Genomic DNA, 18,827 nt, shown 5'->3' with positions numbered 1-18,827 from the left:
GAAGAGAGTGCAATGAAGATCATTTATCTGAGAGCAGCAGAGATAAATGATAAATGGTCTATGAGATCATTGAGGGGATATTATAAATGCATTGATGAGATTAAGGAAATGTTCCAAAGGAGGTATCCTTTATAAATACACAACATTTGGGACACTATGAGAGTTCTTTTTAAAGAATTTATTTGGAGCGAAATCTCCAATTCTATTGCAAAAATAGATTTGATTTTGATAATAGGTTTTTCTCCAAGTCCCAAAATACATTGTTCCTGTACTGTCAGAAACTTTTTTCACAGGTTCGGTATGGCATTTATTAAAGCCACCTCCTTCTCAGGAGAAGAATAAGAAATCAATATATACAAACCCTAAATGTATGAATGTGAGTGGGAGTTTGTTAAAAATTAGAAGAATAATTACAGGTTCTCTAATGACAAACACATACATATTATCATCAGAGGGTGAATGTATGATTGTGGATAGTAGCAGGGATCAGAGCAAGGTTATTGAAGATATATCGATGAACGGTCTTACTCCCACAGGAGTGGTTGCAACACATGGACATTTCGATCACGTGGATGGAGTGTTTCAGATTCAGGAAAAATATGGGATTCCTTTCTATATGCACAGTGCAGATATTGAAATGATGAAAAATCAGGATACACTAATTAGAAAGATGGGAATGGACATTGATATAACCGTACCATCAAGCATCAATCCCATTAATGACAAAACAGAATTCAAAATCGGAAGCCACGTGATTAAGGTACTTGAAACTCCTGGGCACACGATGGGTAGTGTAGTCTTATATTCAGACGGCTTCATTCTTAGTGGGGACACACTATTCAGGCTTTCAGTGGGAAGGACCGATATGGGAGGGAATCAGGAAAAGCTAGTTAATTCATTGAAGATGATCGGAAGCATGAGAGAAAGCACAAAAATTTATCCCGGGCACGGGGATTCAACAGACCTCAGGTTCGAGATACTGAACAACACATTTCTGAAAAATGCTATTAAAAAGGGGAGCCTTTATTAGGAAGGCATTCAGGGGAGTTCCCTGAGGTACCATATTCTTTCCTCAATCCCAAGTCTCCTGTTTGAAATTATGGAATGGAAGAAAAGGAGAGAGGATAGCCTGTTTACATATTCCTCTATGACCGGACTTATTTCAACCTCGTCCTTTGCCTTAACTAGATCCCTTTCCAGTCTCCTGCACACGGTTCTGGCCATATGGAGAGAAGTGGATTCAACACTCCCACCGGGTATGACAAAAAGCTTTATCCTACCGTACTCCTTCCGGTAAATGTTAACCCTTTCCTCCAGCCATTTTACTCTCTCTTCCGTTATGGTTCTTCTGCTGGCCTGTGCAGTAATGTGTTCCCCACAAACGAAAAGGTCAACCTGAACCTGTTCCAGATCCTTCCTTATATCGTCCCACTTAGTATTAACAAGAGCGAAACCTATAAATGAGTTCAATTCGTCAAAATCCCCTTCCGCATCAATAATGTGAGAACCCTTGGTGACACGCATTCCTGTACCGGTATCTGTTTCACCTTTGTCACCTCTTTTTGTATACATAATCACAGTAATTATCATCTGTAATTAAATTTTATGAAGCTTTTTTCACAAATGTGTAGATAAGTTTTAAAGTTTCTTTGGTCAATTTTTAAATAATACAAATTCATAACAAATTATGGAAAATGAAGCTGAATCCTATGGAAGATTCAAAAACCTTGTACACGTGATGCTTGGGTTACTTGTATTGCAGCTTATTTTTGGGGTGCTAGTGAATATTTTTACCAATAACCCGACAAAGGTCTCTTCTACATATAACTCCATGAATGTGGAGAAGGCTTTCTACTTTGTCTTTGTGCAGGGTGGAATAGAAATAATTCTCCACGGAGTACTTGCAGTTATTTTGGTTCTGTTCAGCATATACATTCTCCTTGTGGCAAGGGATAAGGGGTTGATATTTGTAATGCTTTCAGGTTTTGCCTTTCTGTCTCTTGTTGGGGCCAGTATAAGCGGCATGTTCCTTGTGGAACAGAACATTTCAGATCCCTCACTATCTCTTGGAATGCTTGCCTCTTTCATATTCTGTCTTGTCATATACGTAATAATGATGATCTCAGCAAAAAATTACAAAAAGACTCAGTGAAAAATTTCTGATGACACAAACAATATAAATAAAATATTTTTTATTTAAATAAAAGATATATTGACTTTTATTGAGGATTAACGGAATCCTGATTTCTCATCGTATATCTTTGTTGCTAGAGCCATCTTATCTCTGACAGGTCTGAACATTATGGAATTAAGTGAAACTGCATCCCTGTAAAACTTCTCTACTCCAAAATCCTCCAGATAACCGTACCCTCCATGGAACTGCAATGCATATTTTGTGGTTCTTCTCGCAAATTCTGCAGAAATGGTCTTAAGCATCATTCCTGTAAGAAGATCTTCCTTGTCACCAAATAAGGTATTTTTAAGAATTTCCATTTCACTCTTAAGTTCACTTAGTCTGAATGCCACAGGTTCATAATCCTTGAGTGAATAGTTGAAAGTTTTTCTGACCTTGGTGTATTCTATGGCCTTATTCAATGCCCCTTCCGAAAGGCCAAGGAATATGGCAGCTGCGTGCCATGATCCTTCTTCCCAGATCTTTTCTGCTTCTTCCTTCGAAAGTATTTTCTCTCCACCAATTTCCGATTTTGAAATATCTGTTTTCAGCCCTCTCAGACCAAGAGGCTTTTTGTTTAAAAGTTGAACACTGGCATCGCTTATCAAGATACTTCCATCTTTCCTATCCACAACAATGTTCTTAGAACCTGGCTCAATAAGCAGATATCCCTCATCATCCTCTCCCCCTTCCATCATTGATCCCGGGGCGAAGCCATACCTGATTGATCCTGAAAGAACTTTTGAAATTTCATCTTTCTTTCCAGCCTTTTCTAAGATTCTAAGTATTATAGAATTATTAAGAAAGACATGAAATGCGACAGATGGTGATACACTGGCAAGCTGGAAAAGTATGGCATCATAGCTGGCCCTGTCAAGTCCAGCACCACCCATTTCAGGAGGAAGTGTTGCCCCAATAAGGCCCTGTTGTATTATTTTTCCATAAAGTTCTTCGGGTATGCCCTCCCTCTCTATTTTGAGTGCGATATCTGATATGTTTCCATCTGCAAATTGCTTTATTGTCTGCATCATCATTTCTGTCTGCTCATTCATTTTTATCACCTTTCATCATAACTCTTGAAATTACTATTTTTTCAACTTCGCTTGTTCCTTCCCATATCTCCATTATCTTGGAATCTCTGAATAATCTTTCAAGATCAGTCTTAAGTCCATAAGACCCGGTTATCTCCATTGCAGTTTCAGCTGCGAACGTTGCGGTTTCTGATGCATAGCCCTTCGCCATGCTTGTTATCATTGGATTTGGTCTGTAGTTGAAAAGATAGGAGGCAGCCTTATACATCAGGAGCCTTGACGCTTCTACTCTTGTGGCTATCTCTGCAAGTTTGAATTTTCTCTCTTCTCCGACAAAATGCCCTTTTGCCTCCTCTGATATGAGATAGGCTGAAGCCCTATCCAGTGCACCCTGTGCAATTCCAATGGATTGAGCAGCCACGAAAACCCTTGAAATGTTGAAAAATTCCATTATATAATAGAAACCCTTGCCCTCCTCTCCAACAAGATTTTCCTCGGGCACCTCCACATTATTGAGTATTAATTCACCTGTGTTTGTGGCCCTTACGCCAAGTTTTCCAGTAAGATGGTTAGTATCAAAACCCTTGAAATTCCTCTCTACAACAAGTACACTCAGACCATGATGCCTTTTTTTAGGATCGTCCGGAGGTGAAGTTCTGACAAGCATAACAAAAAAGTCGGCTATGGTTCCATTGGTTATGAACATCTTTGAACCGTTTACTATGTATTTATTGCCCTCCTTTCGTGCGTTTGTCTTCAATCCCGCAACATCACTTCCTCCTCCAGGTTCTGTGACCCCAAGCCCCATCATGGCCTTGCCTTGTGCAACTCTTGAAAGGTACTTCTCCCTTAGATAATCACTTCCGTGGAGCATTAAAACCTCTGCTCCAAAGTATGGAACGGTGGCAGAAATTCCAAGTCCAGGATCGACTCTGCACATCTCTTCAATGGCAATCATGGTCTTCCATGGATTTGAAAAATCAACCAGACCTTCTCCAAAGGTTTTCTTTCTAAGTTCATCCGGGTATTCTTCATTTCTGTCGCACTTTTCTGCCAGTTCAGGTTTAAATTCTCTGAGTGCGAATTCTCTCACTTTCTTTCTGTATTCTTCCAGTTCTTCAGGTAGATCGAAATCCATTATACCGCCTCCACAACTACTGAATATCCCTGGCCACCTCCAACACAGAGGGTTGCCACGCCATATTTCTTATTCCTTTCTTTAAGTATTCTTCCAAGTGTTCCCACTATTCTGGCCCCTGTGGCTCCAAGTGGATGTCCTATGGATATACCTCCTCCATGAACGTTTACCTTTTCCCGGGGAATATTAAAAGCTTTCATTGCATTCAGAACCACCACTGCAAAAGCTTCGTTTATCTCCCATATGTCAATATCTTCAGGTTTCAGTTTGGCCTTTTCCAGAGCTTTTTTGGTTGCTGGAACCGGGCCTTCTCCCATTATGGTTGGATCAACCCCCGCCCAGGCAAAGCTTTTTATTTTTACCAGTGGCTTCATACCGTACTCATTCATCTTCTTCTCACTCATAAGAGCCACGAGTGAGGCACCCGCATTTAGGGGAGAAGAGTTTCCTGCAGTAATAACACCGTCTTCTTTGTAGGCAGGTTTCAGTTTCTTCATATCCTCCAGAGTCGCATCTTTCCTAACTGCCTGATCCTTATCAACGACTATGGTTTGTCCTTCATGCTCTACTTCCACTGGAAGGATTTCCCCTTTGAAGTAACCATCTTCCTGGGCCTTTGCAGCCAGCTTATGGCTTTCATAGGAATATTTATCCATTTCTTCTCTTGTTATACCTCTAAGGTCTGCAAGTTTTTCTGCGGTAGCAAGCATGTTGTAAGAAATATTCATCTGATATTTCATGTACTCCGGTCTCACCATGAGCCTCATATTAGGCTTCACGTGAGGGTTATTGCTAAGGGGAACGTGCGTCATGTGTTCCATTCCACCTGCCAGTACCACCTCAGAATTTCCCGTCATTATTTCCATAGCCCCAATAGTAACTGCGTTCAGGGACGAAGAGCAGGCCCTATCCAATGACATGCTTGGCACATTGAAAGGAAGGCCAGCAAGGAAGACGGGATGTCTTCCACCGTAGGTCCAGTTCTCATCAGCCTGTATCGCACATCCTGTAATCATATCATTTATGTCGTTTGTATTTATAGACGATTTGGACACAACATCCTTTATTAACATACCAAGAGCCTCATCCATCCTTATAGAATTAAAAACATCTCTTTCAGGCTGATTCGGCCTTGACCTGGAGAACGCTGTTCTCCTGTAATCAACAATATAAACATCGTTTTCGCTCATAATCACACTGGTTCTATATGAATAGGATTTATAAATAGATTTTCGATATCGACTTACGAAATCGACACATTATTATTCCATAAATTAATTCACAAAGGGATGTATTAAGTATTTAAAAAATGCTTCAATACGTATAAGGAGGTAATGTTTTGTCACTAAACATAATAGTTTTAGTTAAACAAATTATTGATATAGATCAGTTAAGAAATGATCCAAAGACTGGCGAACCAGTATTGCAGAACATACCATTGAGAATTGAGAACCTGAGTAAAAATGCAATAGAGGCCGCAGTTCAACTGAAGGAAAAGAACGGTGGAAAGGTAACTTGTATTATTTTTGGTACGGACAAATCCAATTCTGCCATGAAAGAGGCCTATGCTATGGGTGTTGATGAGGGATATATAATCACGGGTTATGCTGGCAATAATCCATATCTGACTGCAAAGATAATCTCTGATAAGATCAGGGCAATAGGAAAATACGATGTCGTTATCCTTGGCAACCAGTCAGCAGATTCATATACCGGACTCCTCCCTGGTCTTTTATCTGCAATGCTTGAAGCTCCACTTATGGGAAATGCTGTGAGCATTGAGGCTGATGGGGACACCATAAAAATTAAAAGAGTTCTTGACGAGAGTGATGAGATAATTTCAGGAAAAACTCCATGTGTTGTGTCTGTAACTCAGGAAATAAACCAGCCCAGGCTTCCCCCTGTACTTCAAATTATGGCTGCTGGTAGAAAGCCAATAAATGTGGAACAGGCAAAGATTGAGGTTACTAGTCCATCAAAGGTTCTCAGTAATCTCGCACCAAAAAGCGACAGAAAGAGAGAAGTATACGAAGATGTGGATAAGGGAGTGGAAGCAGTTTCAAAGGCAATAAGAGGTGAAATCAGATGAAATTTTTAGTGTTTGCAGACGATTCAAAATCGGTAGCTGGACTTGCAACTAAACTTAGAGATAAGGGGGAGGTTTCAGCAGTTACGCTGGATGGTCAATCCGAAAATTGCCAGAACTATGGAATTAAAAATCTCTATGTTTTAAAGGGAAAGGCCTTTCCTGATAACGTTTCAGCAGCACTTTCTTCTATGGATCTGAACTCATACGATCTTATAATAATTTCATCAAGTCCCCTTGGGAGGGAGGTTGCAGGTATTTTATCAGCCAAACTCACTAGTCCTGCAATGACGGAAGTGTTTGACTTCGATCTATCCTCTGATAAACTGATAACAAAGAGATTCTTCTTCGGAGGGAAGACGATTATGGAAGAGGAATCAAATTCCAAGATCATAACTGTTACTCCAGGTTCCTTTGACGCCAAGGAGGGGGATAAGACTGAGAAAATAGAAACAATAAACCTTTCTGAATCTAAAATCACACTGATGGAAGTAAAGCAGAAGGAAAAGAGTTCAACAAATATAGAAAGTGCAAACATCCTCGTTTCAGTGGGAAGAGGAATAGGTAAAAAGGAATCAATAGAAAGCATCATGCCTCTGGTAAATGTCACTCATGGTGAACTAGCAGGCTCAAGGCCAGTCTGTCTTGATTACAAGTGGTTAAGTGAAGAGAGACAGGTTGGTCTTTCGGGAAAGAAGGTGAAACCAAAGGTGTACATTGCTCTTGGAATATCTGGTCAAATACAGCACATAGCGGGAATGAGAGGCGCCAAGTTAGTTGTCGCCATAAATAAGGACAGGGATGCCCCAATTTTCCAGGAATGTGATTATGGAATAGTCGGTGATCTCTTTCAGATAGTTCCAAAACTTGTGGAAGCACTTAAGAAATAATTCCTCATTTCTTTTTTTATAGAGAGCATTAACCTATTATCCTGTAATAAAAAAGATGAAACCGGGAACCTTTATATCTAATTAAATTAAGAAAGACAAATAGATAATGAAAAACATCCAACGAGAGTCAAAACAAATAATACTTCAGAAAATAAATTAAAAAATATCTGGAAAGCCAAGATTAAAGCTTATGTCTAGATATGCCCAAACTTTATGCAGTTTTATTCATCATCATTTTCTTCTTCATCATCATCCGGTCTATCAGCCGGGAATATAATGTTTTCTGCTCTCAGTTGGGATAATTCTATATAGTCTGTAGGTTTAAAGTCCACCGATTCAAACTGGCCCTGAATTTCCCACAGGTCAAATTCTTCTATCTCATTCATATAAGAATATCACCAATAACTAAACGATTAAGTGGTATTTAATTTTTGCTTTTTATTTATTGCGATTTCTTATAAAATAAAATTTCTTCAACCCCTGCATTGGATTTTTTATAAGAGCAGGTATGCTCTCCAATTTTTCATGATAATCATAACATTTCTACACTTCTTTCAGTAATTTCAGATTTGAATAATTATTTTATTTTTATGCTCATTCTTTATCATATAAGCGAAAATCCTCATTCTATTCGACATAAAATATACGACCGTCAATGTATTTTAAAGAATTCTATGGAAAAAAAGACAGATTTCTTTATTAAGATTGAAAACTGTTTAATACGGTTTTCAATTATTGATTCATGAGTCAAGAAAAAATGTACTGGCTAAACGGTCAGTTCGTGGAAGAGAGCAAAGCAAAGGTGCCCATTCTCACTCACTCCCTGCAGTATGGAAGCGGAATTTTTGAGGGAATAAGAGCATACGAAACTCCTGCTGGGCCATCAATTTTCAGACTCAGGGACCATATTGTGAGGTTCCTGAATACTGCGAAAATTTACAGGATGAAACTTGGTTTTTCACTGGAGGAGCTTGAAAATGCAACCAAAGAGGTTGTAAAAATAAATAATTTAAAATCTTGTTATATCCGGCCATTCGCCTTCTATGACGATGACCATGTAGGTGTAGGAACCAGTGGAAAACCGGTAAGTACATTCATAGCTGCAATTCCATTCGGTAAATATTTTTCTGAGGCAGATGTTGGATTAAGGTGTAAAGTTTCCTCGTGGCACAGGATTGATTCTTCGATTTTGCCCATTCAGGCAAAGGCAAGTGGAAATTATCTAAATTCTGTAATCGCAATGCACGATGCTCACGAATCAGGGTATGACGAAGCCATACTTACCACAAGGGATGGATATGTAGCGGAAGGTCCTGGGGAAAATATAATGATGGTGAAGGACGGGGAAATATTGACTCCAGGGAAGGAAAGCGCAATTTTATTGGGAATAACCAGAGATAGCCTACTGAAACTTGCGAAGGACCTTGGTTACACTGTAAAGGAGAGACTTATACACAGGGAAGAGCTCTACACTGCAGATGAACTCTTTTTTGTAGGTACTGCCGCAGAAGTCACTCCAATTGTAAATGTTGATGGAATAGAAATAGGCAACGGCAAAACAGGAAAGATAACGGCAAAAATAAGAGACGAATACTTCAATATCGTATCAGGGAAGAATCCGAATTATTCATCGTGGTTAACTCCTGTCTCTTAATTTTTCAAATATCCTTTTTCCATATCTCATCATATCAATGTGAGTGTACATTCCTATGGAATTTCTCTTTAAAATTCCATCTCTTCCATCTATACCCTGTCCCTTTTTCATAGAAAAAGCCATATTCTCTTTTGTCTCAATTCTACTGTAATGAAACTCGTGTCCTCTGATCCTGTAATTAACCGGAAATAGGGGATTTTTTACTTCTGCATTTAACTCAGTGTATGATAGTATTGGGCGCTTCTCCATATGGGATTTGCCGCTGAAAACACCCGCCATTCTATATCTCTTATCTCCTGTTTCAAGAGTTTCGAGAAGATACATAGTGCCTCCACATTCTGAATAGATTCTTCCTCCATTTCTATTAAATTCTCGTAGGAATTCAACAGTGTCGGTAGCATTCTCAAGTTCCTCTCCGTGTAGTTCGGGATATCCCCCTCCTATGTATACAAAATCTGGATCCTTCGGGACTTCATTATGGATGGGAGAAAAATATTCCACATTAAAATTTCTTTCAAGATAATCTAGAGAATTTCTGTAATAGAAATTGAAGGCATTATCCATGGCAATTGCTATTTTCATTTCGCTCTTCCTTTCATCTTCCTGAAATACTCCCTCATACTCCCTATCCTCAAGATCCTCAACAAAGTCAGTATCCAGATATCTGCTTATTTCTTTCCCTATGTGGAGTGCCTTTTTCTGCCCATCTTCTACGTTTATTCCAAGGTGTCTTTCTTTCATCTCCAGGTCTTCCCTAAAGGGAATGCTTCCAAGCACCCTCACACCATGTTCTTTAAATGGTTTTTCAACGAGCTCCAGGTGTCGTTCTGTGGAGTATCTGTTCAGTATTACTCCAAGCATTGATTTTCCTTTAAATCCAACCGTATTGTAATATATTGACTCCCCATACTTTAAGACGTCCACAACCAGCACATAGGGAACATTAAGTTTCTCAAAGTACGCCTTTGTTGAATAATGCCTTCCAAGTCCGCTGTCATAAAAACCCATCACACCTTCATAGACTGCATAATCATTATTCTGCGATGCAAGTTTTGGTATGTCCAGATAATTTCTTCCCTGTATCCACCTATCTATGTTATAGCCCTTTCTTCCTGTAATACCTTTCAAAACAAGAGGATCTATAAAATCTGGACCTACCTTTACCTGAACTGGCATATTCAGGGAATAAAGCAGTGCAGACGTAACCGAGGTTTTCCCTGAACCCGTGCTCATAGCGGTTATGCCAATAGATCTCATTAGAAATCTTCAAGATTCTCTATTTCATAAATGTATCCGTTCCACTCTGGAAATTCACTCAGAGCTTCACCATATTTGGAAATAAACCTTGAAACATCCCTTTTCATTAGTATATATTGAATCCAAAGAACATTTCCATCAAAGTAATTCATTGCTGCAACTGGTTTCATGCCTTCCTCTTCAATCACCTCTTCCTCCTTTAAGAGCAGAGGATTTTCAGTCCTTGCCTGATATATGTTTGCTTCTCTGTCTATGGGCACAAATATATCAGGAGGTTCATTGATATCATCAATAAAATATACTGAATCTAAATTTTGGGAGAAAAATCCTCTTACTATCCTTGACCATTTAATCTGTGCACTCTTATCATTTTTCAAATAGTATTCAGGAACAGTTGTTTTGAATATAATAGATTTCAAACTAACCTCTTTTGAGATATTATTTAAATCATCCCTTAGGTTTCTGTAAACTCCCACATATTCAATATCTATTCCATTTTGTACCAGATCGGGCATTATTTCAGAGACAAGATTATTGTATTTTCTGTGATAGGAGATTCTGAAATTAATGTATCCGTTGCAAAAATAAATATAGTCTGTAATAAAGGAAGGGGATTCCAATATTCTGGAAAATTCAGACAGATTGGTATTTTCATAAATGGAGCAGTAATAGTAATCCGGAGCCTCCTTTATTTTTGTTTTGGAGAGAAACATAAGAAAGTCTCTCTTCTCTTCCGTTTCCTTTTTAATAACACTTGTTATCCTGTTATCTTCAATGAAGCACATTCCCTTTAATGACAAATCCTTAGAAAGAGTGAATAGGCTACTGTTGATTGGCACCTGAAATTTAATCATAAAATAATTTTTTGGGTAAAAGTTTTTAATCAACATCCTTTTCCAAATCACATATGTTGATTATAAATTTAGCGTTGTTCTTTAAAGAGATTTAATATTGTAAATTTATCTATAACTCCTTGATGTCTCATGATCAGGATAAAGCGAATCTATGATGATTATAGCATAGAGGATGGAAAGCGAATCCTTGTAGACCGGATATGGCCCAGAGGAATTTCCAAAGAGAAAGGAAATATTGACCAGTGGATGAAAGGCATTGCGCCTTCAACAGATTTAAGGAAGTGGTTCTCCCATGACTTAGAGAAGTGGGAGAAATTCAGAGAAGAGTACAGGAAGGAACTCTGCAAATCAGGTGATCTTGAAAAGCTGAGAAAGGATGAAAACATAACCCTGCTGTATTCGGCTCGTGACAGGGAGCATAATAATGCGGTTGTTATCAAGGAGATTTTGGAAGATTATGAAAACTTCTTGAATCAATGCAAGGGGGAATGATATGTTCAGGAGACTTTGCTTATCTGTGAAAAGAATTTCTGCACAATAACCATTTAATAGCTGCCAAATATATATTGTCAAGATGGAAGTCATTGATCCAGATGCCAGAATTGCTGATTTAGTTGGACTATTGTATGTCCTTCACCACATTTTCAAGGAAAAGACGGATATTTATGAGCTGGAAAAAGAAATGGAAGTTGATATAGATGACCTGATGCCAATTATTTACACTGCCTCCAATATTGGACTTATAGAGACAGATCAGGGTGACATATGGATCACTGAAAAGGGGAAGACGTTCATATCATCAAGTCCAAGAAACAGAAAGGAGATTCTAAAGGGGTCCATAATAAACATGGAACCGATTGCAACAGCCTTAAAACTTAAGGAATTTGATCTGGAAGGAATAATGGAAGAACTGGCAAAGGAGGGGATTCAGAAATATAATAGCCCAACTGGATATCACAATCTCGAAGTTACCCTGATTGAATGGGGAGTATATTCAGGAATAATTAAGAAAACAGAGGATGGCTTCATAGCCTCTCTCTGATCACACGCTGTATATTCCCTCTTCTGCCACGTATTTTCTCTTGGCAAGATCCATCATTTTCCTCGTAAATAATATGGAGTAAACCGCCACGATTATTGCAAAAATAAATGAACCCCACGCGGCCAGAGCTATGTTCCCGTTTGCAGTGGAAATATCTATTGTTTTCATCAATCCTTGGTGTACCTGAAGTGTTCGGTTTCCCGCTATGTTTGGCCAGTATTCGCCTATCTCAAGCCCACCCCATGCGCTGTTTACCGTTGATGTTATTCCTGAGATCAGGTAGGGAAAAGTGGATGGTATTACGACATACCTCATCTTTCTGAAAAATCCCAGATCAAGATTTCTCATTATTTCATTATATTCAGAGGGCATTGCCTTTACCCCCATCCAGAATCCATAGAAAACGTAGTAGAATGTGGAAAGAAAACCAAGAAAGAGGACAAGCGCCTCCTCAGTGTAGGATCCAAATATGGAAGCAACAAAGGGATAAATTCCCAGAAATAGAAAAGGGAAGTATGCGGGAACAGGATATGCACTTATTGTCTGTATGATGGGAATACCTATCTTCTCAACCCTCTTCCTCGTAGCAAAATAGTACCCAACAGTGAGTGCAAGGAATAGTGAAACAAGGGTTATTGTGATGACTCTGAGGTAGTCAAGCATAAGACCATAAAGTAAAGAGGGGGTTTTGGAGAAGAGATAATCCCACTCTTTTATGCTTACACTCATTATAAGTTCAATGGCAGAATAAACTATATAGATGAAAATTATCAGCGCTACTATGCCTGCAATTAAATTTCCTCTCCCTTTTTTGGGTGTAGTGGAGAATAATTCCTCAGGATCTCTTTGAGGTCTTCTTTCTCTGTTATACTTTGCCAGTTTTCCAAGGGTGTTAAGTGATGCCACAGCGGAAAGTCTGGTGGTCTGTCTTATTCTTGGTTTCCCCCTCCTCATTATGGGCATATCTGTATCAACAGTATACTTTGCCACTGCTCTTTCGCTCAGGTAACGCAGGGCGAGAATTATCATAACAATTACAATTCCCATTATTATAAATGCGGTGAGTATTCCATAGTAATTGGACTGTGCAAGGAGTGAAGATATTTCAGTGCCTATTCCAAAGGTGGCATAGCTTGTCAGCCCGATGGAAAAAACCTCGCTTACTGTTATATAAAAAAAACCGTCAGATACACTTGGAAAAAGGTTAGCTGCAATTCTTGGAATTGAATAGGGTATGTAAATCATTCCCATTTTATCCAGAAAACCGTAATTGTAGTTACTGGCAACCTCAACCATTTCGCTTGGTACCGTTTTAAAAGCCTGATATTCCCCCATCCAGATATTCCACACAACCGCTGTGAATACAAGAAAATCTGCCGCTAACTCCACACCAAGCTGACCACCTATCCTGTCTACAAATATTATGAGGACAACAGGAAAGAATGTGATAACAGGTACGCTTTCAAAGATCTCAATAAGGGATATGAATATGTTTTCGAAAATCTTACTTTTAATGGCCCCGTAGGCAAGCAGCCATCCTGAAATTATTGAAAGGAGAATGAGTCCAAGCACCCTTATACTGGTTGCCAGGACTGCCAGTGTTATTGTAAGAAGTGGAATCCCGTTAACTGTGCCTATGGAGTTAGAATTAACTATAAATTCCACTCCAGGCATCACTGATTCTTCACCCCTTTCCTGGTAAGGTATGAGTACAGCTTATCAAGCATCTGATCGAAACTAGGATCCCTTGGACTTCTGGGCCGAGGTATATCAATATCAACCTTCGCAACAATCGTTGCTGGATTTCCGTTGAGTATGAACACTGTATCGGATAGTTCAATAACCTCCGTGAGGTTATGAGATACCATTATAACCGTCTCAAGAGGGCTGTCTTCATTAAAGAGAATATTGTATATATCCTGCCTGAGACCTTCTGCTGTAAGTTCATCAAGATGGGCAAAAGGTTCATCCATAAGCAATATTTTTGGATCTGCAGCCAGGGATCTTGCCACGGCAACCCTCTGCCTCATCCCACCACTCATCTCCTTGGGATAAAGATCGTTGAAACCCTGTAAACCCACCATTTCAAGAGCATGGGATGAAATCTCCTTTATCTTTTCCTTTGGAAGGTTCTTCGTTCTCACAGAAAGGGCAACATTTTCCTCTGCTGTCATCCAGGGGAATGTCACTATGGACTGATGAACCATGGATATGAGAGGCGTCGGTCTCAATACAGGTCTTCCGTGTAGAAGAACTGATCCCTTCTCAGGCTTCAGGAATGCGCCAAGCAACCTTAACAGTGTAGATTTACCAACACCCGAAGGTCCAACAATGGCTATAAACTTGCCCTTCTCTGCCTTGAGGTTAATATCCTGAAAAACTTTGTATCCATTTTCATATCTGAAATCGAGGTCCAAAACCTCAAGCGTTGTTCCAAGTAACCACCATTCCGGATATATCCTCATTGTATAAATGGTATTTGAATTACAAAAATCTTATATCTTAAATTGGGGAAAAATAATTCACGAAATCAATCCTTTGATATGATGGGGGTCTTAAGGGCATATTTATTTCCCCATTCCCTTATTGATTCAATAACAGGTTTCATCTCCTTGCCCATGGGTGTGAGAATGTATACTACCGTTATTGGACTGATTGATATGACATCTCTTTTTATTATTCCATTATCCGTAAGATTTTTCAATATTCTGGAAAGTGTCCTTGAACTTATGCCATAACATGATCTCAATAATTCATTGAAACGTTTGGGACCTTCCAGAAGACTTTTAATTACACTAAGCTCCCATTTACCCCCTATTATCTTTAGAGTTTCAATAACCGGACAAAGGGCGTCTCCGGAAATTTTGCTATCCGCCATGATATCTACTTTAATGTAAGTAACAAATGGTATATTAATGTAATTATGATACCTACTTATGGAAACAGAAAGTAAAGAGATAAAGTGGATCAGCGATCCAGCACACTCTGAAATTGAGTTTAGCGCCCGTCATATGATGATATCAACTGTAAAGGGTAATTTCCAAAAATTTACGGTAACTGCATGCGGTTCTCATACGGACCCTGAAAAAGCATCCTTTGAAGTTATTATAGATGCAGGTTCCGTAAACACAAGGGAGAACGACAGGGATAACCATCTGAGATCACCAGATTTCTTCGACGTTGCAAAGTTTCCAGAGATCAGATTCAAGAGTAAGTCAATAAAGAAGGTTGATGCAGAGAAACACATAATAAAAGGTGATCTGACAATAAAAAACGTTACAAAGGAAATCGAACTAACATCCTACATTGAAGGAATAATCAAAGATCCATATGGTAAAACAAGGGCTGGAATAACGGTGGAAGGAGAGATAAAAAGAGAGGATTTTGGATTAACCTGGAATGTAGTGATAGAAGCTGGAAAGGTCATGGTAGGAAGCAAAATTAAATTCACTGGCCATGTGGAAATGATCATGCAGGAGTGATTCATTCAATTCTTTTCATAATGATCCTTAAGCATTTTTTATTCTCTTTTTTTCTCAATCTAACATAATTTTAAGCCTTAACTCATCAATTTTTACATAACATGCTCAGATCGATACCAAGTTTTTCTACAAGCTCCCTTGACTTTTTCGGGACTTCGCTCATGATCTCCGACTTTTCCATTTTGTAGATCTTGATTCTGGAAAGTATGAGGAGCACATCCCTTACACTGTATTTTCCATCTATCATGTTGAGAATCTGGAAGTGGAGATACAGTGACAGCAGATTCAGAAACATGTAGGTGAATAGCATGTGGTCATCCCTCAGGTATGATCGATCTACCTCAAGATCATTTTTGTATACATTGAATGCGTATTCCACATATTCACGCTGCTTGTATAACCGATATATTCTCTCAGGTTCCTCTTTGAGATCCGAAAGAAGGTACAGCTTTCCAAAATTGATCTCATTTTCATCGTACTGTTTTTTGCTTTTTTTATTCTCCTCAATCCGGATGAGATAATCTTTTTCCTCCTCGCTTTTCAGCACAGGATCCTCATATATGTAAACATCTTCATTCCTCTTCCAGTACTTCACAGGCTTGCCATCATACATGAACACACCCATGAAGTGATCCTGTTCAGGTATGAGTGATGAATTTCTTCTCAATGGAATGATATAACTCAGATGTTTTTTCTTTAGTTTATCCACATTTTCAGAGGAGAAGAATCCCTTATGGGCCACGATAACACATTTCTCAACACCTGCCATGTCAATTGTTTTTGACATGGCGGAAACATCCCGTATTGATCCGGGAAGAATCCTAATGAATGTTGGCATTATTCTTGTTGAGGAAAAGAGCATCATAACATTGATCTGTGGAAGATGTATCTCCCTTGAATTATGTCCAGGTTCAAGAAATGAAATATTCTCTGATCTGGAGAATATTGCCGTTGAATCCATGAGCACATATTCACCCTTTTCTGTGAGCTTTCTCATAACGTTGATACTTCTCTCTTCCGGAAGTGATGAAAGCATACCGGATATGGAAGCAGGTGTCATGGATTCATCAGACATGCATGAAAGGTATGTCTTCTCATACAGATATCGAATGGATTTCATTGGAAGTGGCTGTATATTTCTCAGGATGACATAATTGATTATTCTCTCATACAGGTATGGATAAATCTCTTTCAGAACCGGCAGTATGGTCTTTTCTGCTATTCCATATAGAAGTGCAATGTTTCCGTATTCATAATCTGATCTTATCCCCATGACCTGATCCTTCCTCACAATACCATTCTTAGTCACAACACCAAGATATTCAGGAGGAAGAGTCTTTGTCCTCTTCTCTTCCTTTATCCACTTTGATCTGGTTCTGTAAGCGTAGTAATTGTTTCCCACATTACGAATGTATACACCTCTGGTCTTGTATTTCCTGGCCCAGTCTGGAATAGTATTCATACAATATACATGTACATACCATGCATATAAATACTTCTGATACCCATATCATAAGTCCAATGAGTAAAAAAACAGATTTCCATGAGATAATCAAAAACCAAAGTTTAACATGCTATGTAAAAAAGGTGGAGTTAAGGTTTAAGCTTCGTATTTTTTTCCCAATATTAATTGCACGAAAAAGATTTATAAGCACACTGAATATTTGAATCTGTGAATATTTCCAAAGAGTTCGTTCTAGAATCATATTTTCCGGTTCCAGTTCTAATGGATTTTTTTGGAAATCCTGAGTTGTTCTTTTCCTCAATAGTTCACCTGTCTGTTATCAGGAATACAGGGAAAAATAGTTTTGAAGTCGCCATACTCCCTTACACCGACGAAGCTAAGAATATTTCATATTATGGCACTCTCGAAGGCCCTGAGAAGGAATTCAATATTGTAAGATATAAATTGAAGTCAATTAACTTTGGCGAGCACTTTGAAATGAATATTGATATGGAGATTTCACGGGTTGAACACAGTTCAAGGATTAAAATCAAATGGGACGTGATGTCTGAAAGTGAATTATGGCAGGTTGTTACCAAAAGCACAGCATCATTAAACCCTGAACATATGGTAAAAAAGCATCTTGAGCCCTTTATTAGGGAGATCGAAAAAATATCAAATAGAATGAATTCAGATGAGAAGTTTCTGTTTGAGAAGGTAAAAAAGGAGCCAATGGAGTCTGTATCATATATTACAGATAAAATGGAAGAAATCCCAAGCTTCGTAGCCATAGGAAAGTCTGGAAACTCCGAATTCTACGCTGAAGTGCAGGAAAAAAAGATCAAGAAGATAGTATTCAAAAATATGGCAATTAAAAAAGATGGAGGGGATGCAATAATTTCAATTTTAAGTGAGAAATCTCAATTTGAAATAGAACTATATTTTTCTGATTTCCCTAATGCTGAATTAAAAAGATAATAAAATAGTAACTTATTTCATCAGGCTCCATCAACTATCACGGATATGTAATTTACATTCACAGGGATTGTTGTTCCAAAGTCAATGTAAATATACACAATAAGGGTGTTTGTAGATGATGTAATGTCTACAGTCGCGTTAAATTCGCCGTTCACTGTAGTTCCTGAAGTGGATGTATAACTGTCATAAACTGTAAAGTTCACTTGCCCCAAATTTGGAGCAGAAATACTGGTGAAATCCAATCTTTCCGCAAAATCTCCAGTGGTGACAGTTACGCCTTTACTCGCTGGGCCGGCCAAAACTGCTATCTGCGTACCAGTTGAAGTTGAGCTCTCTTTGTAGATCAGTCCTGATTCCGTTGACGGAACATTGCTGGCGTTAAGAGTAGGGGCATTTGTGAAATCCGTATTTCCTGAGGTGTTAATTTCATAGGCACTCTGGGAGGATTTCACTGTTGCAACATTCAGCACCGCAGCGGCTGAAAGACTACTTATCATTACAACCACTACAATTACAGCAATCACGGCAGGGAAATAGACATATTTCTTCTTCGTAACCGGATCTACCTTATATATAAAATTCTTAAGTGTTTTTGGATTCATAGTATCATGGCCTGATAATTTGCATTATTATATAGTTTTTCCCAATTTTGAATCTAGAGGATTTCTAATAACCCCTCATTAAGCACCGTAACATTTATTCATGAAACACGCATGTTGCAGTATGAGTGACCTTCTTGATCATGCGTTGAAGGAGAAATACAACTCAATGAAGATAAATGATCCATTGGTATTCATT

The 18,827-nt window shown here is 38.7% G+C and carries 21 protein-coding genes and 1 pseudogene; 10 read left to right on the top strand and 12 right to left on the bottom strand.

Translation table 11 applies throughout. The features are described 5' to 3' along the window. Both ACNF42_RS06915 and ACNF42_RS06910 read left to right on the top strand, forming a co-directional pair. A pseudogene (locus ACNF42_RS06915) lies at positions 1-135 on the top strand (IS256-like element ISFac8 family transposase); the annotation flags it as partial. A gap of 241 nt (positions 136-376) precedes the next feature. Then, positions 377-1,030 (top strand): MBL fold metallo-hydrolase, encoded by a 654-nt coding sequence (locus ACNF42_RS06910; protein ID WP_443340011.1) that lies wholly within the window; start codon positions 377-379, stop codon positions 1,028-1,030. A gap of 8 nt (positions 1,031-1,038) precedes the next feature. Here the strand turns inward: ACNF42_RS06910 and ACNF42_RS06905 are convergent, their stop codons facing one another. Continuing rightward, positions 1,039-1,572, bottom strand: coding sequence for a cob(I)yrinic acid a,c-diamide adenosyltransferase (locus ACNF42_RS06905; protein WP_443340009.1), 534 nt, complete (start codon positions 1,570-1,572; stop codon positions 1,039-1,041). Positions 1,573-1,687: 115 nt separating this feature from the next. Between ACNF42_RS06905 and ACNF42_RS06900 the strand changes: the two genes are divergently transcribed. Further along, entirely contained in the window at positions 1,688-2,152 is a 465-nt protein-coding gene (locus ACNF42_RS06900; protein WP_443340008.1) for a hypothetical protein, read from the top strand. Positions 2,153-2,229: 77 nt separating this feature from the next. On the opposite strand, the gene ACNF42_RS06895 is transcribed toward ACNF42_RS06900, so the two are convergent. The 3 genes from ACNF42_RS06895 to ACNF42_RS06885 are packed head-to-tail and all read right to left on the bottom strand — an operon-like array spanning position 2,230 to position 5,532. Then, the gene (locus ACNF42_RS06895) at positions 2,230-3,225 is read right to left on the bottom strand and encodes an acyl-CoA dehydrogenase family protein (protein WP_443340007.1); all 996 of its coding nucleotides are present in this window, start codon (positions 3,223-3,225) and stop codon (positions 2,230-2,232) included. After that, positions 3,218-4,342, bottom strand: a complete 1,125-nt coding sequence (locus tag ACNF42_RS06890) for an acyl-CoA dehydrogenase family protein (RefSeq protein ID WP_443340006.1) — start codon at positions 4,340-4,342, stop codon at positions 3,218-3,220. Before ACNF42_RS06890 ends, ACNF42_RS06895 begins: the two co-directional genes overlap by 8 nt. After that, on the bottom strand, positions 4,342-5,532 hold the full coding sequence (locus tag ACNF42_RS06885) for an acetyl-CoA C-acetyltransferase (RefSeq protein ID WP_443340005.1): 1,191 nt from the start codon (positions 5,530-5,532) through the stop codon (positions 4,342-4,344). The genes ACNF42_RS06890 and ACNF42_RS06885 overlap by 1 nt, the downstream gene beginning before the upstream one ends. 149 nt (positions 5,533-5,681) lie before the next feature. Here ACNF42_RS06885 and ACNF42_RS06880 point away from each other — a divergent pair, with 149 nt between their 5' ends. Both ACNF42_RS06880 and ACNF42_RS06875 read left to right on the top strand, forming a co-directional pair. Further along, complete coding sequence (locus ACNF42_RS06880) at positions 5,682-6,431, top strand: electron transfer flavoprotein subunit beta/FixA family protein (RefSeq protein WP_443340003.1); 750 nt, start codon at positions 5,682-5,684, stop codon at positions 6,429-6,431. Continuing rightward, the gene (locus ACNF42_RS06875; protein ID WP_443340002.1) at positions 6,428-7,318 is read left to right on the top strand and encodes an electron transfer flavoprotein subunit alpha/FixB family protein; all 891 of its coding nucleotides are present in this window, start codon (positions 6,428-6,430) and stop codon (positions 7,316-7,318) included. Before ACNF42_RS06880 ends, ACNF42_RS06875 begins: the two co-directional genes overlap by 4 nt. 221 nt (positions 7,319-7,539) lie before the next feature. On the opposite strand, the gene ACNF42_RS06870 is transcribed toward ACNF42_RS06875, so the two are convergent. Continuing rightward, positions 7,540-7,704 carry a hypothetical protein gene (locus tag ACNF42_RS06870; protein ID WP_443340001.1) on the bottom strand — a complete coding sequence of 55 codons (165 nt, stop codon included), beginning with the start codon at positions 7,702-7,704 and terminating at the stop codon, positions 7,540-7,542. A 356-nt stretch (positions 7,705-8,060) separates the two neighbouring features. On the opposite strand from ACNF42_RS06870, the gene ACNF42_RS06865 reads away from it, so the two are divergent. Next, entirely contained in the window at positions 8,061-8,972 is a 912-nt protein-coding gene (locus ACNF42_RS06865; protein ID WP_443340000.1) for a branched-chain amino acid transaminase, read from the top strand. On the opposite strand, the gene ACNF42_RS06860 is transcribed toward ACNF42_RS06865, so the two are convergent. Both ACNF42_RS06860 and ACNF42_RS06855 read right to left on the bottom strand, forming a co-directional pair. Beyond that, on the bottom strand, positions 8,955-10,229 hold the full coding sequence (locus tag ACNF42_RS06860) for a cobyrinic acid a,c-diamide synthase CobB (RefSeq protein ID WP_443339999.1): 1,275 nt from the start codon (positions 10,227-10,229) through the stop codon (positions 8,955-8,957). The genes ACNF42_RS06865 and ACNF42_RS06860 overlap by 18 nt on opposite strands. Continuing rightward, positions 10,229-11,083: a hypothetical protein gene (locus ACNF42_RS06855; RefSeq protein WP_443339998.1), complete on the bottom strand. Its 855-nt coding sequence runs from the start codon at positions 11,081-11,083 to the stop codon at positions 10,229-10,231. Before ACNF42_RS06855 ends, ACNF42_RS06860 begins: the two co-directional genes overlap by 1 nt. 129 nt (positions 11,084-11,212) lie before the next feature. On the opposite strand from ACNF42_RS06855, the gene ACNF42_RS06850 reads away from it, so the two are divergent. Then, positions 11,213-11,575 carry a DUF488 domain-containing protein gene (locus ACNF42_RS06850; RefSeq protein ID WP_443339997.1) on the top strand — a complete coding sequence of 121 codons (363 nt, stop codon included), beginning with the start codon at positions 11,213-11,215 and terminating at the stop codon, positions 11,573-11,575. A gap of 82 nt (positions 11,576-11,657) precedes the next feature. Then, positions 11,658-12,125, top strand: a complete 468-nt coding sequence (locus tag ACNF42_RS06845) for an AAA-associated domain-containing protein (protein ID WP_443339996.1) — start codon at positions 11,658-11,660, stop codon at positions 12,123-12,125. Here the strand turns inward: ACNF42_RS06845 and ACNF42_RS06840 are convergent, their stop codons facing one another. The 3 genes from ACNF42_RS06840 to ACNF42_RS06830 form a co-directional block, all read right to left on the bottom strand. Beyond that, positions 12,126-13,799 (bottom strand): ABC transporter permease subunit, encoded by a 1,674-nt coding sequence (locus ACNF42_RS06840; RefSeq protein ID WP_443339995.1) that lies wholly within the window; start codon positions 13,797-13,799, stop codon positions 12,126-12,128. It lies immediately after the preceding gene. After that, the gene (locus tag ACNF42_RS06835; RefSeq protein ID WP_443339994.1) at positions 13,799-14,590 is read right to left on the bottom strand and encodes an ABC transporter ATP-binding protein; all 792 of its coding nucleotides are present in this window, start codon (positions 14,588-14,590) and stop codon (positions 13,799-13,801) included. Before ACNF42_RS06835 ends, ACNF42_RS06840 begins: the two co-directional genes overlap by 1 nt. Before the next feature lie 65 nt (positions 14,591-14,655). Beyond that, positions 14,656-15,003 (bottom strand): winged helix-turn-helix transcriptional regulator, encoded by a 348-nt coding sequence (locus ACNF42_RS06830; protein WP_443339993.1) that lies wholly within the window; start codon positions 15,001-15,003, stop codon positions 14,656-14,658. Between the two features lie 58 nt (positions 15,004-15,061). Here ACNF42_RS06830 and ACNF42_RS06825 point away from each other — a divergent pair, with 58 nt between their 5' ends. Continuing rightward, entirely contained in the window at positions 15,062-15,607 is a 546-nt protein-coding gene (locus ACNF42_RS06825) for a YceI family protein (RefSeq protein WP_443339992.1), read from the top strand. An 85-nt stretch (positions 15,608-15,692) separates the two neighbouring features. Here ACNF42_RS06825 and ACNF42_RS06820 read toward each other — a convergent pair whose 3' ends face one another. Further along, positions 15,693-17,069, bottom strand: coding sequence for a transposase (locus ACNF42_RS06820; RefSeq protein WP_443339991.1), 1,377 nt, complete (start codon positions 17,067-17,069; stop codon positions 15,693-15,695). A 210-nt stretch (positions 17,070-17,279) separates the two neighbouring features. Here ACNF42_RS06820 and ACNF42_RS06815 point away from each other — a divergent pair, with 210 nt between their 5' ends. Beyond that, a complete protein-coding gene (locus ACNF42_RS06815; RefSeq protein ID WP_443339990.1) occupies positions 17,280-18,029 on the top strand; it encodes a hypothetical protein in 750 nt (249 codons plus the stop codon). A gap of 20 nt (positions 18,030-18,049) precedes the next feature. Here ACNF42_RS06815 and ACNF42_RS06810 read toward each other — a convergent pair whose 3' ends face one another. Further along, positions 18,050-18,631, bottom strand: coding sequence for a hypothetical protein (locus tag ACNF42_RS06810; protein ID WP_443339989.1), 582 nt, complete (start codon positions 18,629-18,631; stop codon positions 18,050-18,052). Positions 18,632-18,827 lie beyond the last annotated feature (196 nt).

The sequence above is a fragment of the Cuniculiplasma thermophilum genome, from assembly GCF_052315355.1.
Lineage (GTDB): Archaea > Thermoplasmatota > Thermoplasmata > Thermoplasmatales > Thermoplasmataceae > Cuniculiplasma.
The sequence above is the reverse complement of the archived record's forward strand: the minus strand, read 5'-3'. Positions and strand labels throughout refer to the sequence as shown.